Annotated in this window: 18 protein-coding genes; 4 read left to right on the forward strand and 14 right to left on the reverse strand. The window is 67.6% G+C overall.

The genetic code is table 11. The features are described 5' to 3' along the window. Positions 1-45 precede the first annotated feature (45 nt). Entirely contained in the window at positions 46-1,029 is a 984-nt protein-coding gene (locus tag QO015_RS00950; protein WP_266282080.1) for a bile acid:sodium symporter family protein, read from the forward strand. Here QO015_RS00950 and QO015_RS00955 read toward each other — a convergent pair. Continuing rightward, entirely contained in the window at positions 980-1,201 is a 222-nt protein-coding gene (locus tag QO015_RS00955; protein ID WP_266282079.1) for a DUF1289 domain-containing protein, read from the reverse strand. The genes QO015_RS00950 and QO015_RS00955 overlap by 50 nt on opposite strands. Then, positions 1,198-2,046 (reverse strand): adenosylcobinamide-GDP ribazoletransferase, encoded by an 849-nt coding sequence (locus QO015_RS00960; protein ID WP_266282078.1) that lies wholly within the window; start codon positions 2,044-2,046, stop codon positions 1,198-1,200. The genes QO015_RS00955 and QO015_RS00960 overlap by 4 nt, the downstream gene beginning before the upstream one ends. A 93-nt stretch (positions 2,047-2,139) precedes the next feature. Here QO015_RS00960 and cobT point away from each other — a divergent pair, with 93 nt between their 5' ends. Further along, a complete protein-coding gene (gene cobT, locus QO015_RS00965; protein WP_266282077.1) occupies positions 2,140-3,171 on the forward strand; it encodes a nicotinate-nucleotide--dimethylbenzimidazole phosphoribosyltransferase in 1,032 nt (343 codons plus the stop codon). A 4-nt stretch (positions 3,172-3,175) separates the two neighbouring features. On the opposite strand, the gene QO015_RS00970 is transcribed toward cobT, so the two are convergent. From QO015_RS00970 to QO015_RS00990, 5 genes are all read right to left on the reverse strand, one after another. Next, positions 3,176-3,604, reverse strand: a complete 429-nt coding sequence (locus QO015_RS00970) for an HIT family protein (RefSeq protein ID WP_266282076.1) — start codon at positions 3,602-3,604, stop codon at positions 3,176-3,178. A 48-nt stretch (positions 3,605-3,652) separates the two neighbouring features. Beyond that, positions 3,653-5,338, reverse strand: a complete 1,686-nt coding sequence (locus QO015_RS00975; RefSeq protein ID WP_266282075.1) for a sulfatase-like hydrolase/transferase — start codon at positions 5,336-5,338, stop codon at positions 3,653-3,655. Next, positions 5,335-6,585, reverse strand: coding sequence for a GNAT family N-acetyltransferase (locus QO015_RS00980; RefSeq protein ID WP_266282073.1), 1,251 nt, complete (start codon positions 6,583-6,585; stop codon positions 5,335-5,337). The genes QO015_RS00975 and QO015_RS00980 overlap by 4 nt, the downstream gene beginning before the upstream one ends. 73 nt (positions 6,586-6,658) lie before the next feature. Then, positions 6,659-7,405 (reverse strand): glycerophosphodiester phosphodiesterase family protein, encoded by a 747-nt coding sequence (locus tag QO015_RS00985; protein ID WP_266282071.1) that lies wholly within the window; start codon positions 7,403-7,405, stop codon positions 6,659-6,661. 11 nt (positions 7,406-7,416) lie between these two features. Further along, positions 7,417-7,878: a RidA family protein gene (locus QO015_RS00990; protein WP_266282069.1), complete on the reverse strand. Its 462-nt coding sequence runs from the start codon at positions 7,876-7,878 to the stop codon at positions 7,417-7,419. Between the two features lie 209 nt (positions 7,879-8,087). On the opposite strand from QO015_RS00990, the gene QO015_RS00995 reads away from it, so the two are divergent. Then, positions 8,088-8,942: a cell envelope integrity EipB family protein gene (locus QO015_RS00995; protein ID WP_266282067.1), complete on the forward strand. Its 855-nt coding sequence runs from the start codon at positions 8,088-8,090 to the stop codon at positions 8,940-8,942. A gap of 156 nt (positions 8,943-9,098) precedes the next feature. Here the strand turns inward: QO015_RS00995 and lexA are convergent, their stop codons facing one another. From lexA to QO015_RS01015, 4 genes are all read right to left on the reverse strand, one after another. Then, positions 9,099-9,803, reverse strand: a complete 705-nt coding sequence (lexA, locus tag QO015_RS01000) for a transcriptional repressor LexA (protein ID WP_266282065.1) — start codon at positions 9,801-9,803, stop codon at positions 9,099-9,101. Positions 9,804-9,937: 134 nt separating this feature from the next. After that, positions 9,938-10,960, reverse strand: a complete 1,023-nt coding sequence (locus tag QO015_RS01005; RefSeq protein ID WP_266282064.1) for an amino acid ABC transporter substrate-binding protein — start codon at positions 10,958-10,960, stop codon at positions 9,938-9,940. A 113-nt stretch (positions 10,961-11,073) separates the two neighbouring features. Beyond that, a complete protein-coding gene (locus QO015_RS01010) occupies positions 11,074-11,709 on the reverse strand; it encodes a L,D-transpeptidase (protein ID WP_266282063.1) in 636 nt (211 codons plus the stop codon). Between the two features lie 34 nt (positions 11,710-11,743). After that, complete coding sequence (locus QO015_RS01015; protein WP_266282062.1) at positions 11,744-12,334, reverse strand: hypothetical protein; 591 nt, start codon at positions 12,332-12,334, stop codon at positions 11,744-11,746. Between the two features lie 155 nt (positions 12,335-12,489). Between QO015_RS01015 and QO015_RS01020 the strand changes: the two genes are divergently transcribed. Continuing rightward, on the forward strand, positions 12,490-13,062 hold the full coding sequence (locus tag QO015_RS01020) for a methylated-DNA--[protein]-cysteine S-methyltransferase (RefSeq protein ID WP_266282061.1): 573 nt from the start codon (positions 12,490-12,492) through the stop codon (positions 13,060-13,062). 10 nt (positions 13,063-13,072) lie between these two features. Here QO015_RS01020 and QO015_RS01025 read toward each other — a convergent pair whose 3' ends face one another. The 3 genes from QO015_RS01025 to QO015_RS01035 are packed head-to-tail and all read right to left on the reverse strand — an operon-like array spanning position 13,073 to position 16,028. Beyond that, positions 13,073-14,170 carry an ABC transporter ATP-binding protein gene (locus tag QO015_RS01025; RefSeq protein WP_266282059.1) on the reverse strand — a complete coding sequence of 366 codons (1,098 nt, stop codon included), beginning with the start codon at positions 14,168-14,170 and terminating at the stop codon, positions 13,073-13,075. Between the two features lie 14 nt (positions 14,171-14,184). Beyond that, complete coding sequence (locus QO015_RS01030) at positions 14,185-15,072, reverse strand: carbohydrate ABC transporter permease (RefSeq protein WP_266282057.1); 888 nt, start codon at positions 15,070-15,072, stop codon at positions 14,185-14,187. Further along, positions 15,069-16,028, reverse strand: coding sequence for a carbohydrate ABC transporter permease (locus tag QO015_RS01035; protein ID WP_266282056.1), 960 nt, complete (start codon positions 16,026-16,028; stop codon positions 15,069-15,071). The genes QO015_RS01030 and QO015_RS01035 overlap by 4 nt, the downstream gene beginning before the upstream one ends. Between the last annotated feature and the right edge of the window lie 17 nt (positions 16,029-16,045).

The raw sequence follows: 16,045 nt of genomic DNA on the forward strand, positions 1-16,045 counted from the left end.
GGCTGCCGACCGCTCACTTCCGCTTCCCCATCCGGATCCCTGGCGATGACCATTCGCGGCTTCACGATCGACGGCTTCCTTCTCGCGCTGGTGGCCGTCGTCGCCTTCGCCATCATTCTTCCAGGACCAGGCGCGACCGGCGGCATCCTGCACATGAACGACGTCGCCACCTATGGCGTCGGCGTCATCTTCTTCCTCTATGGCCTGACGCTGGCGCCGGAGAAGATGAAGGCCGGCGTCAAGCACTGGCGCATGCATCTATGCGTGCAGCTCTGCACCTTCGTGCTGTTTCCGATCATCGTGCTGCTGCTCGGGACGCCTCTGAAGGGCATGGTGCCGGAGGCGGTCTGGATCGGCTTCTTCTACATCGCCGCGCTGCCCTCGACCGTCTCGTCTTCGGTGGCGATGACCTCGCTCGCGCATGGCAATGTGCCGGCGGCGATCTTCAACGCGACGCTGTCGAGCCTGATCGGCGTTTTTGCGACGCCGCTGCTGATGGCGTGGTTCCTGGCGACCAGCGGGCTTTCGATGCCGCTCCTGCCCGTCATCGGCAAGATCGTGCTGCTCGTGCTGCTGCCGATCGTCATCGGCCAGATCGCGCGCCATTGGCTCGCCGGCTGGGCGACGCGCAACAACAAGCAGATCAAGCTCGCCGACCGCGCCATCATCCTGGCGATCGTCTACAACTCGTTCTCGGATTCGATGGTCGAGGGCGTCTGGCAGGGCCACGACGCGACGCTCATCATCGAGATCATCGTCGGCGTCATCGCGCTGTTCTTCATCATCTATTACCTAATGATGATCCCGTGCCGGCTGCTGCGCTTCGACCGGGCCGACACGGTCGCCTGCCTCTTCTGCGCGTCGAAGAAGTCACTGGCGACCGGCGTTCCCCTGGCGCCGATCATTTTCGGCGCCAATCCTTCGCTCGGCCTCATCATCGCGCCGCTGATGCTCTACCATTTCTGCCAGCTGGTGATCGTCAGCGTGATCGCCAACCGGCAGGCGCGCCTCGCACTGGCGGAAGCCTGAGCTCCGCCTCGCGCTTGGCGGCGAGGCGCTCCGCCAGGACCGCCATCAGCGCCTGCCGCTCCGCGTCGCTCATGCGCATCCAGCCGGCGATCTCTTCGAGCGTGCGGCCGCAGCCCTCGCAGAGGCCGAAATCGGGATCCATCGTGCAGATGCGGACGCAGGGTGACTTCATCGAAAAGCGGTGAGCGCCAGGAGCACGGCAATTGCGGTCAGTTGTTCGACGGCGCCGAGCGTATCGCCGGTGTGGCCGCCGAGCCGATGCAGCGAGAAGCTCGCGAAGCTGGTCGCGACCAGCGCCGCCGCGGCGAGCGCGACGATGGCCGCGATGGGGCCGGCGGCGAGGGTTCCGGCCACGAGGCCGATGACGATCGCCGCGACCAGGGCCATGCGCAGCGTCTCCTGATCCGGCCGTCCGACGCCGCCCGCGAGTCCGTCCGGGCGGGCAGGGGGCAGCTCGGCCCAGTTGTGCACGATGGCGGCGCGGCCGAGCGATTCGGCCGTCACCAGCGCGAAGAGGCCGGCGAGCGGCGCCTCGGGCAGAAAGGCCGCGATCAGGCTGGCGCGCAGGCCCACCGACAGGATGAGCGCGAGCGCGCCATAGCTGCCGATGCGGCTGTCGCGCATGATCGAGAGCCGCGAGGCCATATCGGAGCCGCCGCCGAGGCCGTCGGCGGTATCGGCGAGTCCGTCCTCATGCAGCGCGCCCGTCAGCAGCGCGAGGCCGGCCAGCACCACGAGAGCGGCGGCCATTGGCGGCAGCTTCAGCGCCGAGACTACGAGAAGGAGGACGCCGCCGGCGAGCCCGATCAAGCCGCCCGCGACGGGAAAGGAGCGGACGGCGCCGCGCAGATCCGCTCCATCCGTCCGCGCAAGACCGAGCCGCTCTGCCGGGATGCGCGTCAGGAAGGCGAGCGAGACGGCGACGTCCCTTGGAAATCTCCCGAACTTTCGCTCCGTCGCGTCCATCACCGCCCCCGTCCGTCCGCCGCCATCACCGCTGCCATGGCCCGCCGTCATTTCCCGCCGCCTTGCGCGCGGCCCGACGAGGGTTATAGATCGCCCGCCTGCGACCGGCCAGTTCATGGGTCGCCCCCGAGACAGAGTTCCGCCATGCCCCGCTCCGCCACCGGCCTTCCCTTCGACGATTTCCGTGCGCTTCTCGGCTCGATGCCCGGTCCCGACGCGGCCGCGGTCGCCGCCATCCGCGCCCGCGACGCCGAGCTGACGAAGCCCGCCGGCTCGCTCGGCCGCATGGAAGAGCTCGCGGAATGGCTGGGCGCCTGGCAGGGCAGGGCGCAGCCGGCGGTGCTACGGCCGCTCGTCGCCATCTTTGCCGGCAATCACGGCGTCGCTGCCCGCGGCGTCTCCGCCTATCCGGCCAGCGTGACGCAACAGATGGTCGAGAATTTCGCGGCCGGCGGCGCGGCGATCAACCAGATCTGCATCGCGCACGACCTCGGGCTCAAGGTGTTCGACCTCGCGCTCGACGTGCCGACCGGTGACATCACCATCGAGCCGGCGCTCGACGAGCCGGGCTGCGCGGCGACCATGGCCTTCGGCATGGAGGCGACGGCCGACGGCATCGATCTCCTCATCCTCGGCGAGATGGGGATCGGCAACACGACGGTGGCCGCGGCGCTCGCGGCAGGCCTTTTCGGCGGCAAGGGCGCGGACTGGGTCGGCCCAGGAACCGGCCTCGATGCCGAAGGGGTCGCGCACAAGGCCGCGATTGTCGATCAGGCGCTGGCGCTCAACGAGGGCTCCCTCGCGGATCCGCTCGAGGCGCTGCGCCGGCTCGGCGGGCGGGAACTCGCCGCGATCGTCGGCGCGATCCTCGCCGCGCGGATGAGCCGCATTCCGGTGATCGTCGACGGCTATGTCGCGACGGCTGCGGCGGCGGTTCTCTACCGGCTCGACCCCTCGGCGCTCGATCACTGCCAGTTCGGCCATCTCTCGGCCGAGCCGGCCCATGCGAAGCTGCTCAAACTGATGGGCAAGCGGCCGCTGCTCGATCTCGGCATGCGGCTCGGCGAGGGAACCGGCGCGGCACTCGCGGCCGGCCTCGTGAAGGCCGCGGCGCTAATCCATACGGGCATGGCGACCTTCGCGCAGGCCCATGTCGCCGGGCCTGCGGCAACCTGACGTCTCAGCCGGCCGCGAGCGCCGCCTTGAGCTTCGCGGCCTGCTCCGCCAGGACATCCGGCTTTTCCATCGTGCCGGAATGCGGCGCGAGGGCGATCCCGTCATAGCGCGGGATCACATGCACATGCAGGTGGAACACGGTCTGTCCGGCCGGCGCCTCGTTGAACTGCGCGATGAAGACACCGTCCGCCTCGAAGGCTGTCTTGGCCGCGCGCGCCAGCTTCTGCACGACCGGCAGGAGCTTCGCGAGGACCGCCGGATCGGCGTCAAGCAGATTGCGCGACGGCGCCTTGGGGAGGACCAGAAGATGGCCGGGCGATTGCGGCATCACGTCCATGAAGGCGACGGTGTCGTCGTCCTCGTAGACGCGATGCGACGGGATTTCGCCGCGCAGGATCTTCGCGAAGATGTTGCCGTCGTCATAGGCGGTCATCGGGGCCTCCCTCGGTCGCGACCTTGGTAGCGGGCGAGACCCGCCGCATCAAGCGCGGCGGGGCGATGGCGCGGGCCGATTGCGCGCCGGGGCGAGGTCGATGAGGCCCGCCTCGACCAGCGTGCGGTGGAAGCGGCGCTTGCGCTCGGACGGCGTCGCGACGTAGCGGTCGCCGAGTTCCTCGATGAGGTCGAGCCGCGTCGCGGAGACCGCGTCGAGCGGCAGGCCGGCGGCCTTCAGCGCCACCGTGCCGAGCTGTGCGATGTCGAGCCGCTCCGGCAGCCCCTCGAAATCGGCCTCGAAATTCAGCGCCTCGATGGCGAAGAAGGTCTCGAACTGGCGCGGATCGTCGGGTCGTAGGTTCTGTGCCCGCTCGATCGCCCGCGACATGGTCGGCTGGTGGTCGCCATAGCGGACGATGAGCATCGGCCTTTCCGGATGGCGGGCGAGCAGGGCGGCGCGGAAGGCGGCATAGCTGTCGGCCGTCTCGCAGAGGCGCGCATAATATTCGCCATAGGTGGCATCCGGCAGCACGCTTTCGGCGATTCGGCGCTCTTCCTCATAGGTGCCGGCGGGGACGAGCCGCGTCTCGTGCGGCCCGTGATTGTAATTGGTGAGCACCATGGCGAAACGCGGCGCCGGATCGCGATCGAGGGAAGCAGAGAGGGCACCGAGCGTCGCGGGGAAGAAGTCCGCGTCGGAATTCGTCGCCTCGAAGGCTTCGAGATCGAAGGGGGCGGGGTAGTCGTCGGAGAACACGCGCTCCTCGACGCCGAGCCCGCCATAGAAGGCGTCGTAGCTGAGGAAGTTCCGGCGGCAGCTGGTCGCCAGCATCGAGCGATAGCCGAGCGCCGCGAGCTCCGACGGCAGCGAATGCGCGAAGCGGCCGGCACCCTTGCTGAAGAGGAAATAGCTGTCCGGTCCAAAGCTCGCGGACGAGAGGCCCGTGAGCAGGCTGAACTCGGTCTGCCACGAGCCGCCGCCATAGATATCGACATGCAGGCGGCCCGAATGGGCGCCGGGCGGCGTCAGGAAATCGGCGACGCGCTCGTCGACGGTGAGCCCATAGCTGCGCGGATCGAAGACCGACTCGTGCTGGATCACGATGATGTCGGGCCGGACCGCGCCGCGCGCCGGCAGGGGCGGGGAGAGCGGCAGGGGAACGTCGCCCACATCGAGCATGCGTAGCCCGCCCGTCGGCCACCAGCTGGCGATATCGGCCAGCGACGCCATGAAGAAGGAGAAAAGGCCTGAGCGGGCCGTGACGTCGCGACGCCAGCGCTCGGCGCCGCCGGTCGCGTAGAAGGTCGCGAAGAGGAGCGCGATGCCGAGCGCGAACAGCGCGGCGCGCTCGGAGAAGGGCAGCACCGGCCCGGCCGCCAGCGCCATCGCGGCGATGGCGGCGATGGCTAGCAGTACGGCGGCGGCGATCGTCAGCGCGGCGGTGGCGCGATACTGCTTCAGCATGAAGGGGATCGTGCCGGCGAAAGTGAGGGCGAGATCGGCGACGGCGAGCTTCATGCCGCTGTGGTGATGCTTGACGCCCGAGGCGCCGGCGATCGTCACGCCGAGAATGATCGCGAGTAGGGCCGAACGGGCAAGATCGCCGAAGAGAACCAGGAACAGCCCGACCAGCGCCGCGTAGCCGGCAAGGCCCATGGCGACGCGGCGGGGCTTCCGCTCCGTCGCCGCGACAATGGCGAGGCCGGCGAGAAGGATGTTGATGCCGTTCATGCGTCGCTTGCCTTGAAGGGTGAATGCTCGTCCAGAAAGGCGTGCTCTGCCGCAACGGCCTCCCGCTCGCGCCTCAGATAATCGGCGACGGCGGCACGGAAGTTTCGGTCGGCGATCCAGTGCGCCGAGCGGGTGATCACGGGCCGATAGCCGCGCGCCAGCTTGTGCTCGCCCTGCGCACCCGCCTCGACCCGCGGCAGGCGATGCGCGATCGCCCATTCGACGGCCTGATGATAGCAGATCTCGAAATGCAGGAACGGCACCTCCTCAACGGCGCCCCAGTAGCGGCCGTAAAGCGCGTCGGAGCCGATGAGGTTGAGCGCGCCGGCGATCCGCCTGCCGCCGCGCCGCGCGAAGATGAGCAACACGCGGTCGGCCATCGCGGCGCCGAGCAGCGAGAAGAAGCGGCGGTTGAGATAGGGCCGGCCCCACTTTCGCGCGCCAGTGTCATGATAGAAATCGAAGAAGGCGTCCCAGGCCGCCTCGTCGATGTCGCGGCCGGTGACGATCTCGACCTCGATGCCACCCGCCAGCGCGTCGCGGCGCTCGCGACGGATCGTCTTGCGCTTCTGCGAGGTGAGCGCGTCGAGAAAATCCTGGAAGTCGCGATAGCCCGGATTGTCGAACTGGAACTGCTGGTCGGCACGCCCGAGGAATCCGGCGCCTTCGAGAACCGCCGCGTCCTCTTCGACGAGAAACGTCGCGTGGACGGAAGAGGCCCCGGCGCGCCGCGCGAGTTCGCAAAGGCCCGCCGCGAGGGTCTCGCGCGCGACCGGGCTCGCATCGGGACGGGTCAGCAGGCGGCGGCCGGTCGCCGGCGTGAACGGCACCGAGACCTGGAGCTTCGGATAGTAGCTGCCGCCCGCGCGCTCATACGCATCGGCCCAGCCGTGGTCGAAGACATATTCCCCCATCGAATGGGTCTTCTCGTAGCAGGGCACGACCGCCTCGGGCACGCCGGCTGCATCTTCGAGCACGAGATGGCGCGCCTGCCATCCGGAGCGCGCCACGGCGCAGCCGGCTGCTTCCAGGCAGCGCAGGAAATCATGCGCGATGAAGGGGTTGTAGGGCTGAGGCAGCGGGTCGCCACCGCCGCTGTCTGCGCGAAGCGCCCGCAGGGTCGCGCCGACATCCTCGCCGAGCGGGCGAACGGAATCCCATCCCGGATTGGCGCAGCCGTCCCAGGCGGCACGCTCGATCTCGGTCAACGATGAGAGAACGGTGAGGCGCGCGTGGGTTGCGCTCATCGGCACGGGTCATCCTGCGGCGGGAGGCCGACTGCAAATCTAGGCGTCGGGGCGGCTTTTGGAAGGGCCGCGCTCAGGCGTCGGGATCGAAGCCCTCGAAGGTGATCTGATCGGCGACCCGGCGCGCCTTCTCGCGGTCGGCCGGCGTGCGGATGGTCCAGGTGATCAGCGGTCGTCCGATGGCCCGCAGCACCGAAGTCGCGAGGGTCGGCAGGCCGTGGATGTCGTAGGAGACGAAGGCGGCGCCGACCCGCGGCACATCGAGGACGTGCCGCAGCCGCCGCCGCTTCGTCGCCGGCAGGAAGCCCCAGTCGTTCAGATCGGTGTAGCGGTCGGCGACGATGCCGCGCGGGATCTGCGGCGTGAGCCGCTGCATGGCGGCCATGGAGTCGGGATCGAAGGACATGACCACCACGGGACCGTCATAGCCGGCGAGGATCGGCGCCGCCGCCTCTTCCAGCTTCCGGTTGCCCGAGAAATCGCTCTTCAGCTCCAGCACCAGCGGTACCGCGCCGGCGACCGTCGCGAGCAGTTCGCCGAGCGTCGGCACGCGGTCGCTGCCGCTGCGGAAATCGAGCGACTTGAGGGCCGAAAGACTGAAGCCGTCGACACGGCCGGTCCCCTCGAGGACCCGGTCGACCGTATCGTCATGGAAGACGACCACCGCGCCGTCCGCCGAAAGCTGCAGGTCGACCTCGATCGCGAAGCGATGCTCCACCGCCGCGCGGACGGCCGAGAGCGTGTTCTCCACGCGGCCTGCGGCGGCATCGTGGTAGCCGCGATGGGCGATCGGACGCGCGGTCAGCCAGGCGGGAGCCATACGGTGCGTCCTCAGGCGATCTCGATGATCGCTTCCACCTCGACGGCGACGCCGAAGGGTAGGCCACCGACGCCGACCGCCGAACGGGCGTGGCGGCCCTTCTCGTCGAAGATCTCGACCATGAAATCCGACGCGCCGTTGACGACCTTCGGCTGATCGGTGAAGGCGGGCGTGCCGTTCACGAAGCCGGTGAGCTTCACAATCCGCGCGACGCGGTCGAGATCGCCGAGGGCGGCGCGCGCCTGCGCCAGGATGTTGATCGCGCAAAGCCTGGCCGCGGCCCGGCCTTCCTCGATGCCGAACTCCTCGCCGAGCTTGCCGACATAATCGACACCGTTCGGGCCGACCGGGATCTGGCCGGAGATGTAGAGCATTCCCCGGCTTTCGACGAAGGGAACATAGTTGGCGGCTGGCGCGGCCGGCTGCGGCAGCGTGATGCCGAGCGAGGCGAGGCGGGCTTCGATGGCGCTCATGGGCACGGACTCCGGCAGGAACGGATCAGAAGGGAACCGCGCTGGTTTCGCCCGATTTCGGCCGTGCTGCAAGGCAATAAGCGGTTCATCATCCCGGGCATCGTCGCGAATCGTCGTGGACTTTGCAGCCTTTCGAGATTGAAATGGGATGATGTCGCGGTGACGACGGAGGAGTGCCCCAGACGATGCCCGCTTCGGTGCTTCAGCGCATGACGGCCAGGACCCTTTGCTCCGCCGCCCTTTTCGCGGCCCTCGCGGGCGCGGCCGGCACGGCGCTCGCCGCGACGGGCAGCGTCACCGCGATGGTCGCCCACCGCGCCGTCTACGACCTGACGCTCGACCAAGACAGTTCCTCGGACACCGTGAGCGACGCCGAAGGACGCATGGTCTATGATTTCGCCGGCTCGGCCTGCGACGGCTATACGACGCGGCTCCGCTTCGTGACGCGCATCAGCGACGAGGACGGCAATGCACGGCTGACCGACGTTGCGACGACGACCTTCGAGGATGTTGCCGGCAAGACCTTCAACTTCTCGACCAAGAGCTTCGTCGACGGCACGATCTCGGAGGATAGCTCGGGTTCGGCCGCGCGCGGCGCCGGCGACGTGCAGGTGACCATCGCGAAGCCGAAGCCGGCGCATTTCACGATCCCGCAGAACTTCAGCTTCCCCAACCAGCATCTCGCCGCGATCATCGACGCGGCGCGCGCGGGCAAGCATTTCATGCAGATCGACCTCTATGACGGCTCGGACCAGGGCAAGAAGTCCTATGCGACCTCGGCCGTGATCGGCGCGGAGAATGCCGGCACCGACGATCTGGGCGACGAGGCGACGGCGCGGGGCGCCGGCCTCGCCAATATCCGCTCCTGGCCGGTGACGATCAGCTATTTCACCGACGAGAAATCGGACGGCGAGCAGAAGCCCTCCTACGAGCTGTCTTTCATCATCTACGAGAACGGCATCACGCGGCGCATGAAGCTCGACTATGGCGACTTCGCGCTCAAGGGAAAGCTGGTGCAGCTCGATCTCAGCCCGACCAAGGTCGCGGCGAAGAACTGCCGGTAAGGGCAGGGCGTCGGGGCAAGCCCCGACGAAAGCGCATGCCGAGCCCGATGGCAGCTGCGAACGGCCGGGCGCGCTCGTCCGATCGGCGCGATCAGCGATGCGACCCGGCCAACGCGCGCCGGGATCGCCGATCGAAAGGCTGCTCTGCCCTCTGCCCTAGTACCGGCGCATGAGGCCGACGAGGCGGCCCTGGATGCGGACGCGGTCGGGGCCGAAGATGCGGGTCTCATAGGCGGGATTGGCCGCCTCGAGCGCGACCGACGCGCCACGGCGCCGCAGCCGCTTCAGCGTCGCCTCTTCCTCGTCGACCAGCGCGACGATGATGTCGCCGCTATCGGCGTTCTCCGTCTTGCGGATGAGCACGGTATCGCCGTCGAGGATGCCGGCCTCGATCATCGAATCGCCGCGCACTTCGAGCGCGAAATGCTCGCCCGGCCCCAGCATTTCCGGCGGCACGGTGATGGCGTGGCTCTGGGTCTGGATCGCGGAGATCGGCACGCCGGCCGCGATGCGGCCCATGACCGGCACGACGACCGGATCGTTGGCGGCTTCCGGCGTCTCGACGCCACGCATGCGCCCGAGGCTGCCCTCGATGACGCTCGGCGCGAAGCCGGCTTTCTTCGGGCGAGCAAGGCCGGGCGACATAGCCTCCGGCAGGCGGACAACCTCCAGCGCTCGTGCCCTGTTGGGCAGGCGGCGGATGAAGCCGCGCTCCTCCAGCGCCTTGATCAGGCGATGGATGCCCGACTTGGACCTCAGATCGAGAGCGTCCTTCATCTCGTCGAAGGACGGGGGAACGCCCGCTTCCTTCAGACGCTCCTGGATGAAGAGGAGAAGCTCATATTGTTTTCTCGTGAGCATTTCGGGGTCCGCGCGCCAGAATCATCCGGTACAAAACACGAACAACCTATCCGTTCCCCTGATGTTCCGCAAGGACCGTGCGTTAGTGCACAGAGCGCGCGTCCGAATTGGGCGGCGATACGCCTGGCCCGCCGTCAGCGGATCGGCGGCGCATACTGGATGCCGCCCTTGCTCCAGATCTGGTTGAGGCCCCGCGGGATGCCGAGCTTCGAATTGACGCCGAGATTGCGCTCGTAGATCTCGCCGTAATTTCCGACGGCCTTGACGACGGCGACGACCCAGTCGTTCGGGACGCCGAGCTTCGTGCCGAAATCGCCCTCGGTTCCGACGAGCCGCTTCACCTCGGGCTTCGTCGAGGCCTTGGCCTCGTCAATCCGGTCCGACGAAAGCCCAATCTCTTCAGCGTTGATGAGGGCGAAGTTCACCCACTGAATGAAGAGACGCCATGCGGGATCGCCCTCGCGGACCGCCGGGCCGAGCGGCTCCTTGGAGATCACGTCGGGCAGGATGATGCTGTCGGCGGGATCCTGGAGGCTCGCCTTCTCGGCGTAGAGCTGGGACACGTCGGAGGTGATCGTGTCGCATTTGCCGGCCTTGTAGGCCTCGAGAGCCTCGTCGGAACTCGCCGCCGGCACGGCGGTGAACTTCATGTTGTTGGTGTTGAAGAAGTCGATGAAATTCGGCTCCGTCGTCGTGCCGGTCTGAACGCAGACCGTCGCGCCGTCGAGTTCCAGCGCCGACGTCTTGCCGCTCGCGCGCTTCACCATGAAGCCCTGGCCGTCGTAATAGGTGACTCCGGCGAACGCGATGTCCAGATCCGCCTCGCGGCCGAGCGTCCATGTCGAGTTGCGCGACAGAAGATCGATCTTCCCCGACTTCAGCGCCTCGAAACGGTCGGTCGCCGAGAGCGGCACATAGGTGACCTTGGCGGGATCGCCAAAGATCGCGGCCGCGACCGCCTTGCAGAAATCGACGTCGAATCCGGACCAGGCGCCGCTCGCGTCCTGCTGGCCGAAACCGAGAAGGCCGGTGTTGACGCCGCAATTGAGCGTGCCACGGGCCTTGACGTCGTCGAGCGTTGCGGCGCCGGCGGCGGAGATGCCGGCTGCGAGCGCCGCGGCCGAGGCGAAGAGGGTCAGGGCGGATCGGATGGACATGTCGGTTCCCCGTTGTCGGCGCCGCCTTGCCGGCGGGCCGTTGACTGTTGCGGCGGGCGCGACGCGCCGGCCAGAGGCGCGCACCAGCGGCGCGCGCCCTTCCGAACCGCTGATCAGAGCTTGGCGCGCTGCAGCACGACGACTTTCGTGCCGACCGGCACCCGCTCGTAGAGATCCATCACGTCGGCATTCACCATGCGGAAGCAGCCCGACGACAGCGCATGACCGATGGTCTGCGGCTGGTTGGTGCCGTGGATGCGATAGACGGTGTCGCCGAGATAGAGTGCGCGTGCGCCCATCGGGTTGCCCTCGCCGCCGGCCATGAAGCGGGGCAGGTAGGGCTGGCGCTTGATCATCTCCGGCGGCGGGCGCCAGTCGGGCCACTCGGTCTTGCGCGAGACCTTCAGCAGGCCAGACCACTGGAACCCGTCGCGTCCGACGCCGACGCCGTAGCGCAGCGCGCGGTTGTCGCCCTGGACGAGATAGAGGAACCGCTCGTCGGTGTTGATGATGATGGTGCCCGGCTTCTCCGTCGTACGGAAATAGACGGGCTGCATCCGGAATTCGGGCGGCAGCAGGGACTGCTCCGGCGTCGGCACCAGTCCGGGCTGGTCGCCGATCTGCAGGGGAGCCCGGGCGTCGGTCGTCGCCGATTGCGCCGCAGCGGTCGCGGCGATCGTGCCGATGACGGCGGCGATCAGCGTCCTGGCGAGCGATCCGGGCGAGGAGGGTCGTGTCGTCTTTCGCATGCGTGCCTCGTGGATGCCTGAATGCGGTGTCGGCTCAGCGGGTCGTGGTCGCCGAGGCAGGCGGCAGGGTCAAGGCCGAGCCGGCCGCCGGCGCGGCGGATGCGGTCGGGGCGAGCGGAGCGGCCGGTGCGTCGCAGCGCACGAAGACCATCGTGCCGTAGCGCGCCGTGACCGTCGGATCGACCCAGGCAGCGACAAGCACGCCGTTCTGGAAGGACGTCACCTGCCGGTCCTTGGCCGTGCCGGGCGGGCCGGGCGGTCCGATATAGATGCGGCCGCCGGCGTTCTTCACGAACACTTCCGACGGTTGCGTCTGGTCGGCGAGATACATCATCACGCCGCCATTCGGACCCTTGGTGATGACATAGGGGTTGGAGCAGTAGCGGCGCGCCTCGTTGGCCGTCCGCGCGAGGTCGGCCTCGTTGCGGAACGAGCCGAGGCCCCATTTGCCGACCAGCTCGTCGGAGGTGAACATCGGAACGGCCGGCGCTGCGGGAACCGCGGCGCTCTCGATGGCATTTTCCGACGTGCAGGCGGCGAGCGCCGCGGCCGCGGCGAGAATGGCCGAGAATCCCAGATGCCGGCGTGCCAGGCCGCTGCCCGGAGCCCTGATCGCATGCACCATCCGTTCCCTCCCGCGGTTGGTCCTGCGCCGGCGTCGCGCCTGAGACGCATTTGCCGGAACGTCGCCATGATGAAGAGCCGTCCGCCCAAACGCAACCGCCTCCTCTCGCGGCGCAAATGGTCGCCAGAATTTCCGATCATGCTAGGATCGCCGCGATGACAATCCGATTTGCCCTTTTCGATACGCCGCTCGGCCGCTCCGCCATCGTCTGGGGGGCGGACGGAATTCGGAGGACGCTGCTGCCGGAGCGCGATCCTGCGACCACGCTGCAGCTTCTGCGCCGCATGTTCCCCGAGGCCGAGCCCGGCGAGCCGACAGGCGCGGTCGCCGCCGCCGCCGCGGGCATGCGCTCGCTGCTGGAGGGCGGGCGCGAGGATCTGCGAGAAGCGCCGCTCGACATGTCGGGTCTCGACCGGTTCTCCGTCGCGGTCTATCAGGCGCTGCGCACCGTCGGCCCCGGACAAACGATCACCTATGGCGCGCTGGCGGAGCGGGCCGGGGCGCCCGGCGCCGCGCGAGCCGTCGGCGTGGCCCTCGGGCGCAACCCGTTCCCGATCATCGTGCCGTGCCACCGCGTGCTCGCCGCTGGCGGCCGCACGGGCGGCTTCTCCGCGCCGGGCGGGGTGGTGACCAAGCTCGAGATCCTGACGCGGGAGCGCGCACGGGTCGGCGAGACGGCAGGCCTCTTCGACGATCTCGGCCTGCCGCTGTCGCTGCGCCGGCGCTGAGGGCCGCGGCTCAGGCCGCCTTCAGCGCCATCTCGGTCTCGCCGTCGAAAAGGTGGATGCGTCCCTGGTCGAACTCCAGGAAGATCATCTCGTCGGGAGCGACGTGAACGCTGGCGGGCACGCTGATGTTCACGATCGAGCCGGAGAGGAAGGCCTGGACGAAGGTGATGTCGCCGGTCGGCTCCACCGTATAGACCTTGGCGGGAACCGCGCCCGGCGTGGCCGACTTGTGCAGCCGGATCGTGGAATGGCGCGCGCCGAGGACGATCTTGCGGCTCGTCGCCCTCTCTACCTTGCGCGCGTTTTCCGCCGAGAGCGGCAGCGTCCACCCTTCGGCGCTGGTGAGCACCGCCGAATCGCCCGCTCCCGACGCCTCGAGCGGCACGAGGCTCATCGCCGGGCTGCCGACGAAGCTCGCGACGAACATGTTGACGGGGTTGGCGAACACCTCGGCCGGCGCATCATATTGCTGCAGGAAGCCGCCATTCATGACCGCCATCCGGTCCGCCATGGTCACGGCTTCCAGCTGGTCGTGCGTCACATAGATGATGGTGGCGTTGAGATCCTGATGGAAACGCTTGATCTCGGAGCGCATCTGCACGCGAAGCTTGGCGTCGAGATTGGACAGCGGCTCGTCCATGAGAAACACGGCCGGATCGCGGACGAGAGCGCGGCCGAGCGCGACGCGCTGCTGCTGGCCGCCTGAGAGCTCGCGCGGCTTCCTTTCCAGAAGATGCGTCATGTCGAGCACGCGCGCCGCGTCGCGCACCTTGCGGTCGATCTCCTCCTTCGACAGCTTCCGCATCTGCAAGGGAAAGGCGAGGTTCTTGTAGACGGATTTCTGCGGATAGAGCGCGTAGTTCTGGAAGACCATCGCGATGTCGCGATCCTTGGGATCGAGATCGTTGACGATGCGGTCGCCGATCATGATCTCGCCCGATGTCACCGGGATCAGCCCGGCGACGAGGTTCAGCGTCGTCGTCTTGCCGCAGCCCGACGGCCCGACCAGCGCGACGAACTCGCCGTCGTTCACCGTCAGAGACACATGGTTGACCGCATGGAAGCTGCCGTAGGTCTTGACGAGATCTTTGAGGACCACGTGGGCCATCGGTAACTCCTCGACTAGTGCTTGACGGCGCCCTCGGTGAGCGCGCGAACGAAATAACGCTGGAGGACGAGGAAGAGCAAGACCACCGGCACGCTCATCAGGAAGCTCGCCGCCATCAGGCCCGGAAAATCGGTCGTGTTCTCGGAGAAGAACCGCTGGATGCCGACCGGCAGCGTCAGCTGGTCGTTCTTGCTGAGGAATGTGTAGGCATAGATGTATTCGTTCCAGGCGGCGATGAAGCTGTAGATCGCCGTCGCAATGATGCCGGGGACGGAGAGTGGCATCACGATGAGCAGGAAGGCCTGGAAGCGCGTCGCCCCGTCGATCCGCGCCGCCTGCTCCAGCTGCACCGGGATGTTGTCGTAGAAGCCCTTGAGCAGCCAGATCGCCAGCGGCAAGCCGAAGGTGAGATAGGTCAGGATCAGCGATCCGTGCGTATTCACGAGACCCAGCACGCGCATCAGGATGAAGAGCGGCACCAGGAAGATGACGGCCGGGAACATGTTCCGAAGCAGCACGGCGAAGAACAGGAACTTGCGGCCCGGAAAGCTGAAGCGCGAGAAGGCATAGGCCGCCGGCACCGCCACGATCACGGCGAGGATGGTCGTCATGGTCGAGACGAACAGGCTGTTCCAGAAGAAGCGCAGGAAATCCGCGCCGACGCTGTTCTGCGGGTCGAGCAGCTTGGCATAGCTGGCCAGTGTCGGCTCCTCCGGCCACCATTGCGGGGGAAACTGCATCGCCGCGAAGCCGGATTTGATCGAGGTCAGCAGCATCCACGCCATGGGCGCCGCGGTGTAGACGAGCATCAGCACGAGGAAGATGCGGCCCGCCCAGCGCCAGCCGTCGATGCGCTTCCGTCCGCGGCGGGGCGCGGCGAGGGTCTCGCTTGTCGTGCTCATGTGCCCCGATCCTTCGATTCGTTGCCCCCGAGCGCGCGGACATAGAAATATCCGAGCGTCATCAGGATGATGAACAGCAGCACCGAATAGGCGGACGCGACGCCCCAGCGCTGCCGCCCGAAGGCGAGCTCGTAGATATGGGTGATCCAGATATGCGAGGCGTTGGACGGGCCACCGCCGGTCATGATCCAGGGGATGATGAAGGAGTTGAAGTTCGCGACCGCGAGCAGAAGGATCGTGACGGTCGAGACATTGCTCAAATGCGGGAAGGTCACGTGCCAGAACCGCTGCCAGGCGTTGGCGCCATCGACCTTGGCGGCGCGCAGCAGCTGGTCGGGCACGGTCTGGAGGCCGGCCATCATCATGATCATGGCGAAGGGGAACTCGCGCCAGATATTGACGACGATCAGCGCCGGCAGGACCGTATTGACGTTGTCGATGAAGTTGGGCGGCCGGTCGGCGAGGCCGAGTTCGACCATGACTGCGCCGATGACGCCGAAATCGGAGTGGTAGATCCACTTCCAGATATAGGAGGCGGCGACGGCGCTGATCACCCAAGGGACGATCAGGACCGCGCGCAGCACGCCTCGACCAATGAAATCGCGATGCAGTGCCAGCGCGGCGCCGAATCCAAGAATGAACGCGATGATCGTCGAGGCCACCGTCCAGACAACGGTATTCCAGGTGACGCGCCAGAAGACATCGCTCTGCAGGATGGCCCCGTAGTTCTCCATGCCCACGAAGATCTTGTCGCGGAGCTGGAGGCTGGGCGGCGTCTTGAAGAAGGAAAGGTCGATCGTATAGTAGATCGGATAGGCGATGACGATCAGCATGACGACGATCGACGGCAGCACATAGGCATAGTCGATGCGATGCTGCCAGATCTGCCGCAGCGCTCCGGGCTCGGCTGATCTCGTCTGGCGGGAAGGCTGGGCCCGGCCGGTCGCGATGGTCACGGTGGCGCACCTCTGCA

This window comes from Kaistia geumhonensis, assembly GCF_030815145.1.
Classification (GTDB): Bacteria; Pseudomonadota; Alphaproteobacteria; order Rhizobiales; family Kaistiaceae; genus Kaistia; species Kaistia geumhonensis.

What these genes read in the sequence shown, in the direction of transcription:
- QO015_RS00995 (WP_266282067.1), top strand. Translation starts at nt 8,088, where the DNA reads ATGACGGCCAGGACCCTTTGCTCCGCCGCCCTTTTCGCGGCCCTCGCG.
- QO015_RS00955 (WP_266282079.1), bottom strand. Translation starts at nt 1,201, where the DNA reads ATGAAGTCACCCTGCGTCCGCATCTGCACGATGGATCCCGATTTCGGC.
- cobT (WP_266282077.1), top strand. Translation starts at nt 2,140, where the DNA reads ATGCCCCGCTCCGCCACCGGCCTTCCCTTCGACGATTTCCGTGCGCTT.
- QO015_RS00985 (WP_266282071.1), bottom strand. Translation starts at nt 7,405, where the DNA reads ATGGCTCCCGCCTGGCTGACCGCGCGTCCGATCGCCCATCGCGGCTAC.
- QO015_RS01020 (WP_266282061.1), top strand. Translation starts at nt 12,490, where the DNA reads ATGACAATCCGATTTGCCCTTTTCGATACGCCGCTCGGCCGCTCCGCC.
- QO015_RS01005 (WP_266282064.1), bottom strand. Translation starts at nt 10,960, where the DNA reads ATGTCCATCCGATCCGCCCTGACCCTCTTCGCCTCGGCCGCGGCGCTC.
- QO015_RS00950 (WP_266282080.1), top strand. Translation starts at nt 46, where the DNA reads ATGACCATTCGCGGCTTCACGATCGACGGCTTCCTTCTCGCGCTGGTG.
- QO015_RS00970 (WP_266282076.1), bottom strand. Translation starts at nt 3,604, where the DNA reads ATGACCGCCTATGACGACGGCAACATCTTCGCGAAGATCCTGCGCGGC.
- QO015_RS00975 (WP_266282075.1), bottom strand. Translation starts at nt 5,338, where the DNA reads ATGAACGGCATCAACATCCTTCTCGCCGGCCTCGCCATTGTCGCGGCG.
- QO015_RS00980 (WP_266282073.1), bottom strand. Translation starts at nt 6,585, where the DNA reads ATGAGCGCAACCCACGCGCGCCTCACCGTTCTCTCATCGTTGACCGAG.
- QO015_RS00990 (WP_266282069.1), bottom strand. Translation starts at nt 7,878, where the DNA reads ATGAGCGCCATCGAAGCCCGCCTCGCCTCGCTCGGCATCACGCTGCCG.
- QO015_RS01025 (WP_266282059.1), bottom strand. Translation starts at nt 14,170, where the DNA reads ATGGCCCACGTGGTCCTCAAAGATCTCGTCAAGACCTACGGCAGCTTC.
- QO015_RS01030 (WP_266282057.1), bottom strand. Translation starts at nt 15,072, where the DNA reads ATGAGCACGACAAGCGAGACCCTCGCCGCGCCCCGCCGCGGACGGAAG.
- QO015_RS00960 (WP_266282078.1), bottom strand. Translation starts at nt 2,046, where the DNA reads ATGACGGCGGGCCATGGCAGCGGTGATGGCGGCGGACGGACGGGGGCG.
- lexA (WP_266282065.1), bottom strand. Translation starts at nt 9,803, where the DNA reads ATGCTCACGAGAAAACAATATGAGCTTCTCCTCTTCATCCAGGAGCGT.
- QO015_RS01010 (WP_266282063.1), bottom strand. Translation starts at nt 11,709, where the DNA reads ATGCGAAAGACGACACGACCCTCCTCGCCCGGATCGCTCGCCAGGACG.
- QO015_RS01015 (WP_266282062.1), bottom strand. Translation starts at nt 12,334, where the DNA reads ATGGTGCATGCGATCAGGGCTCCGGGCAGCGGCCTGGCACGCCGGCAT.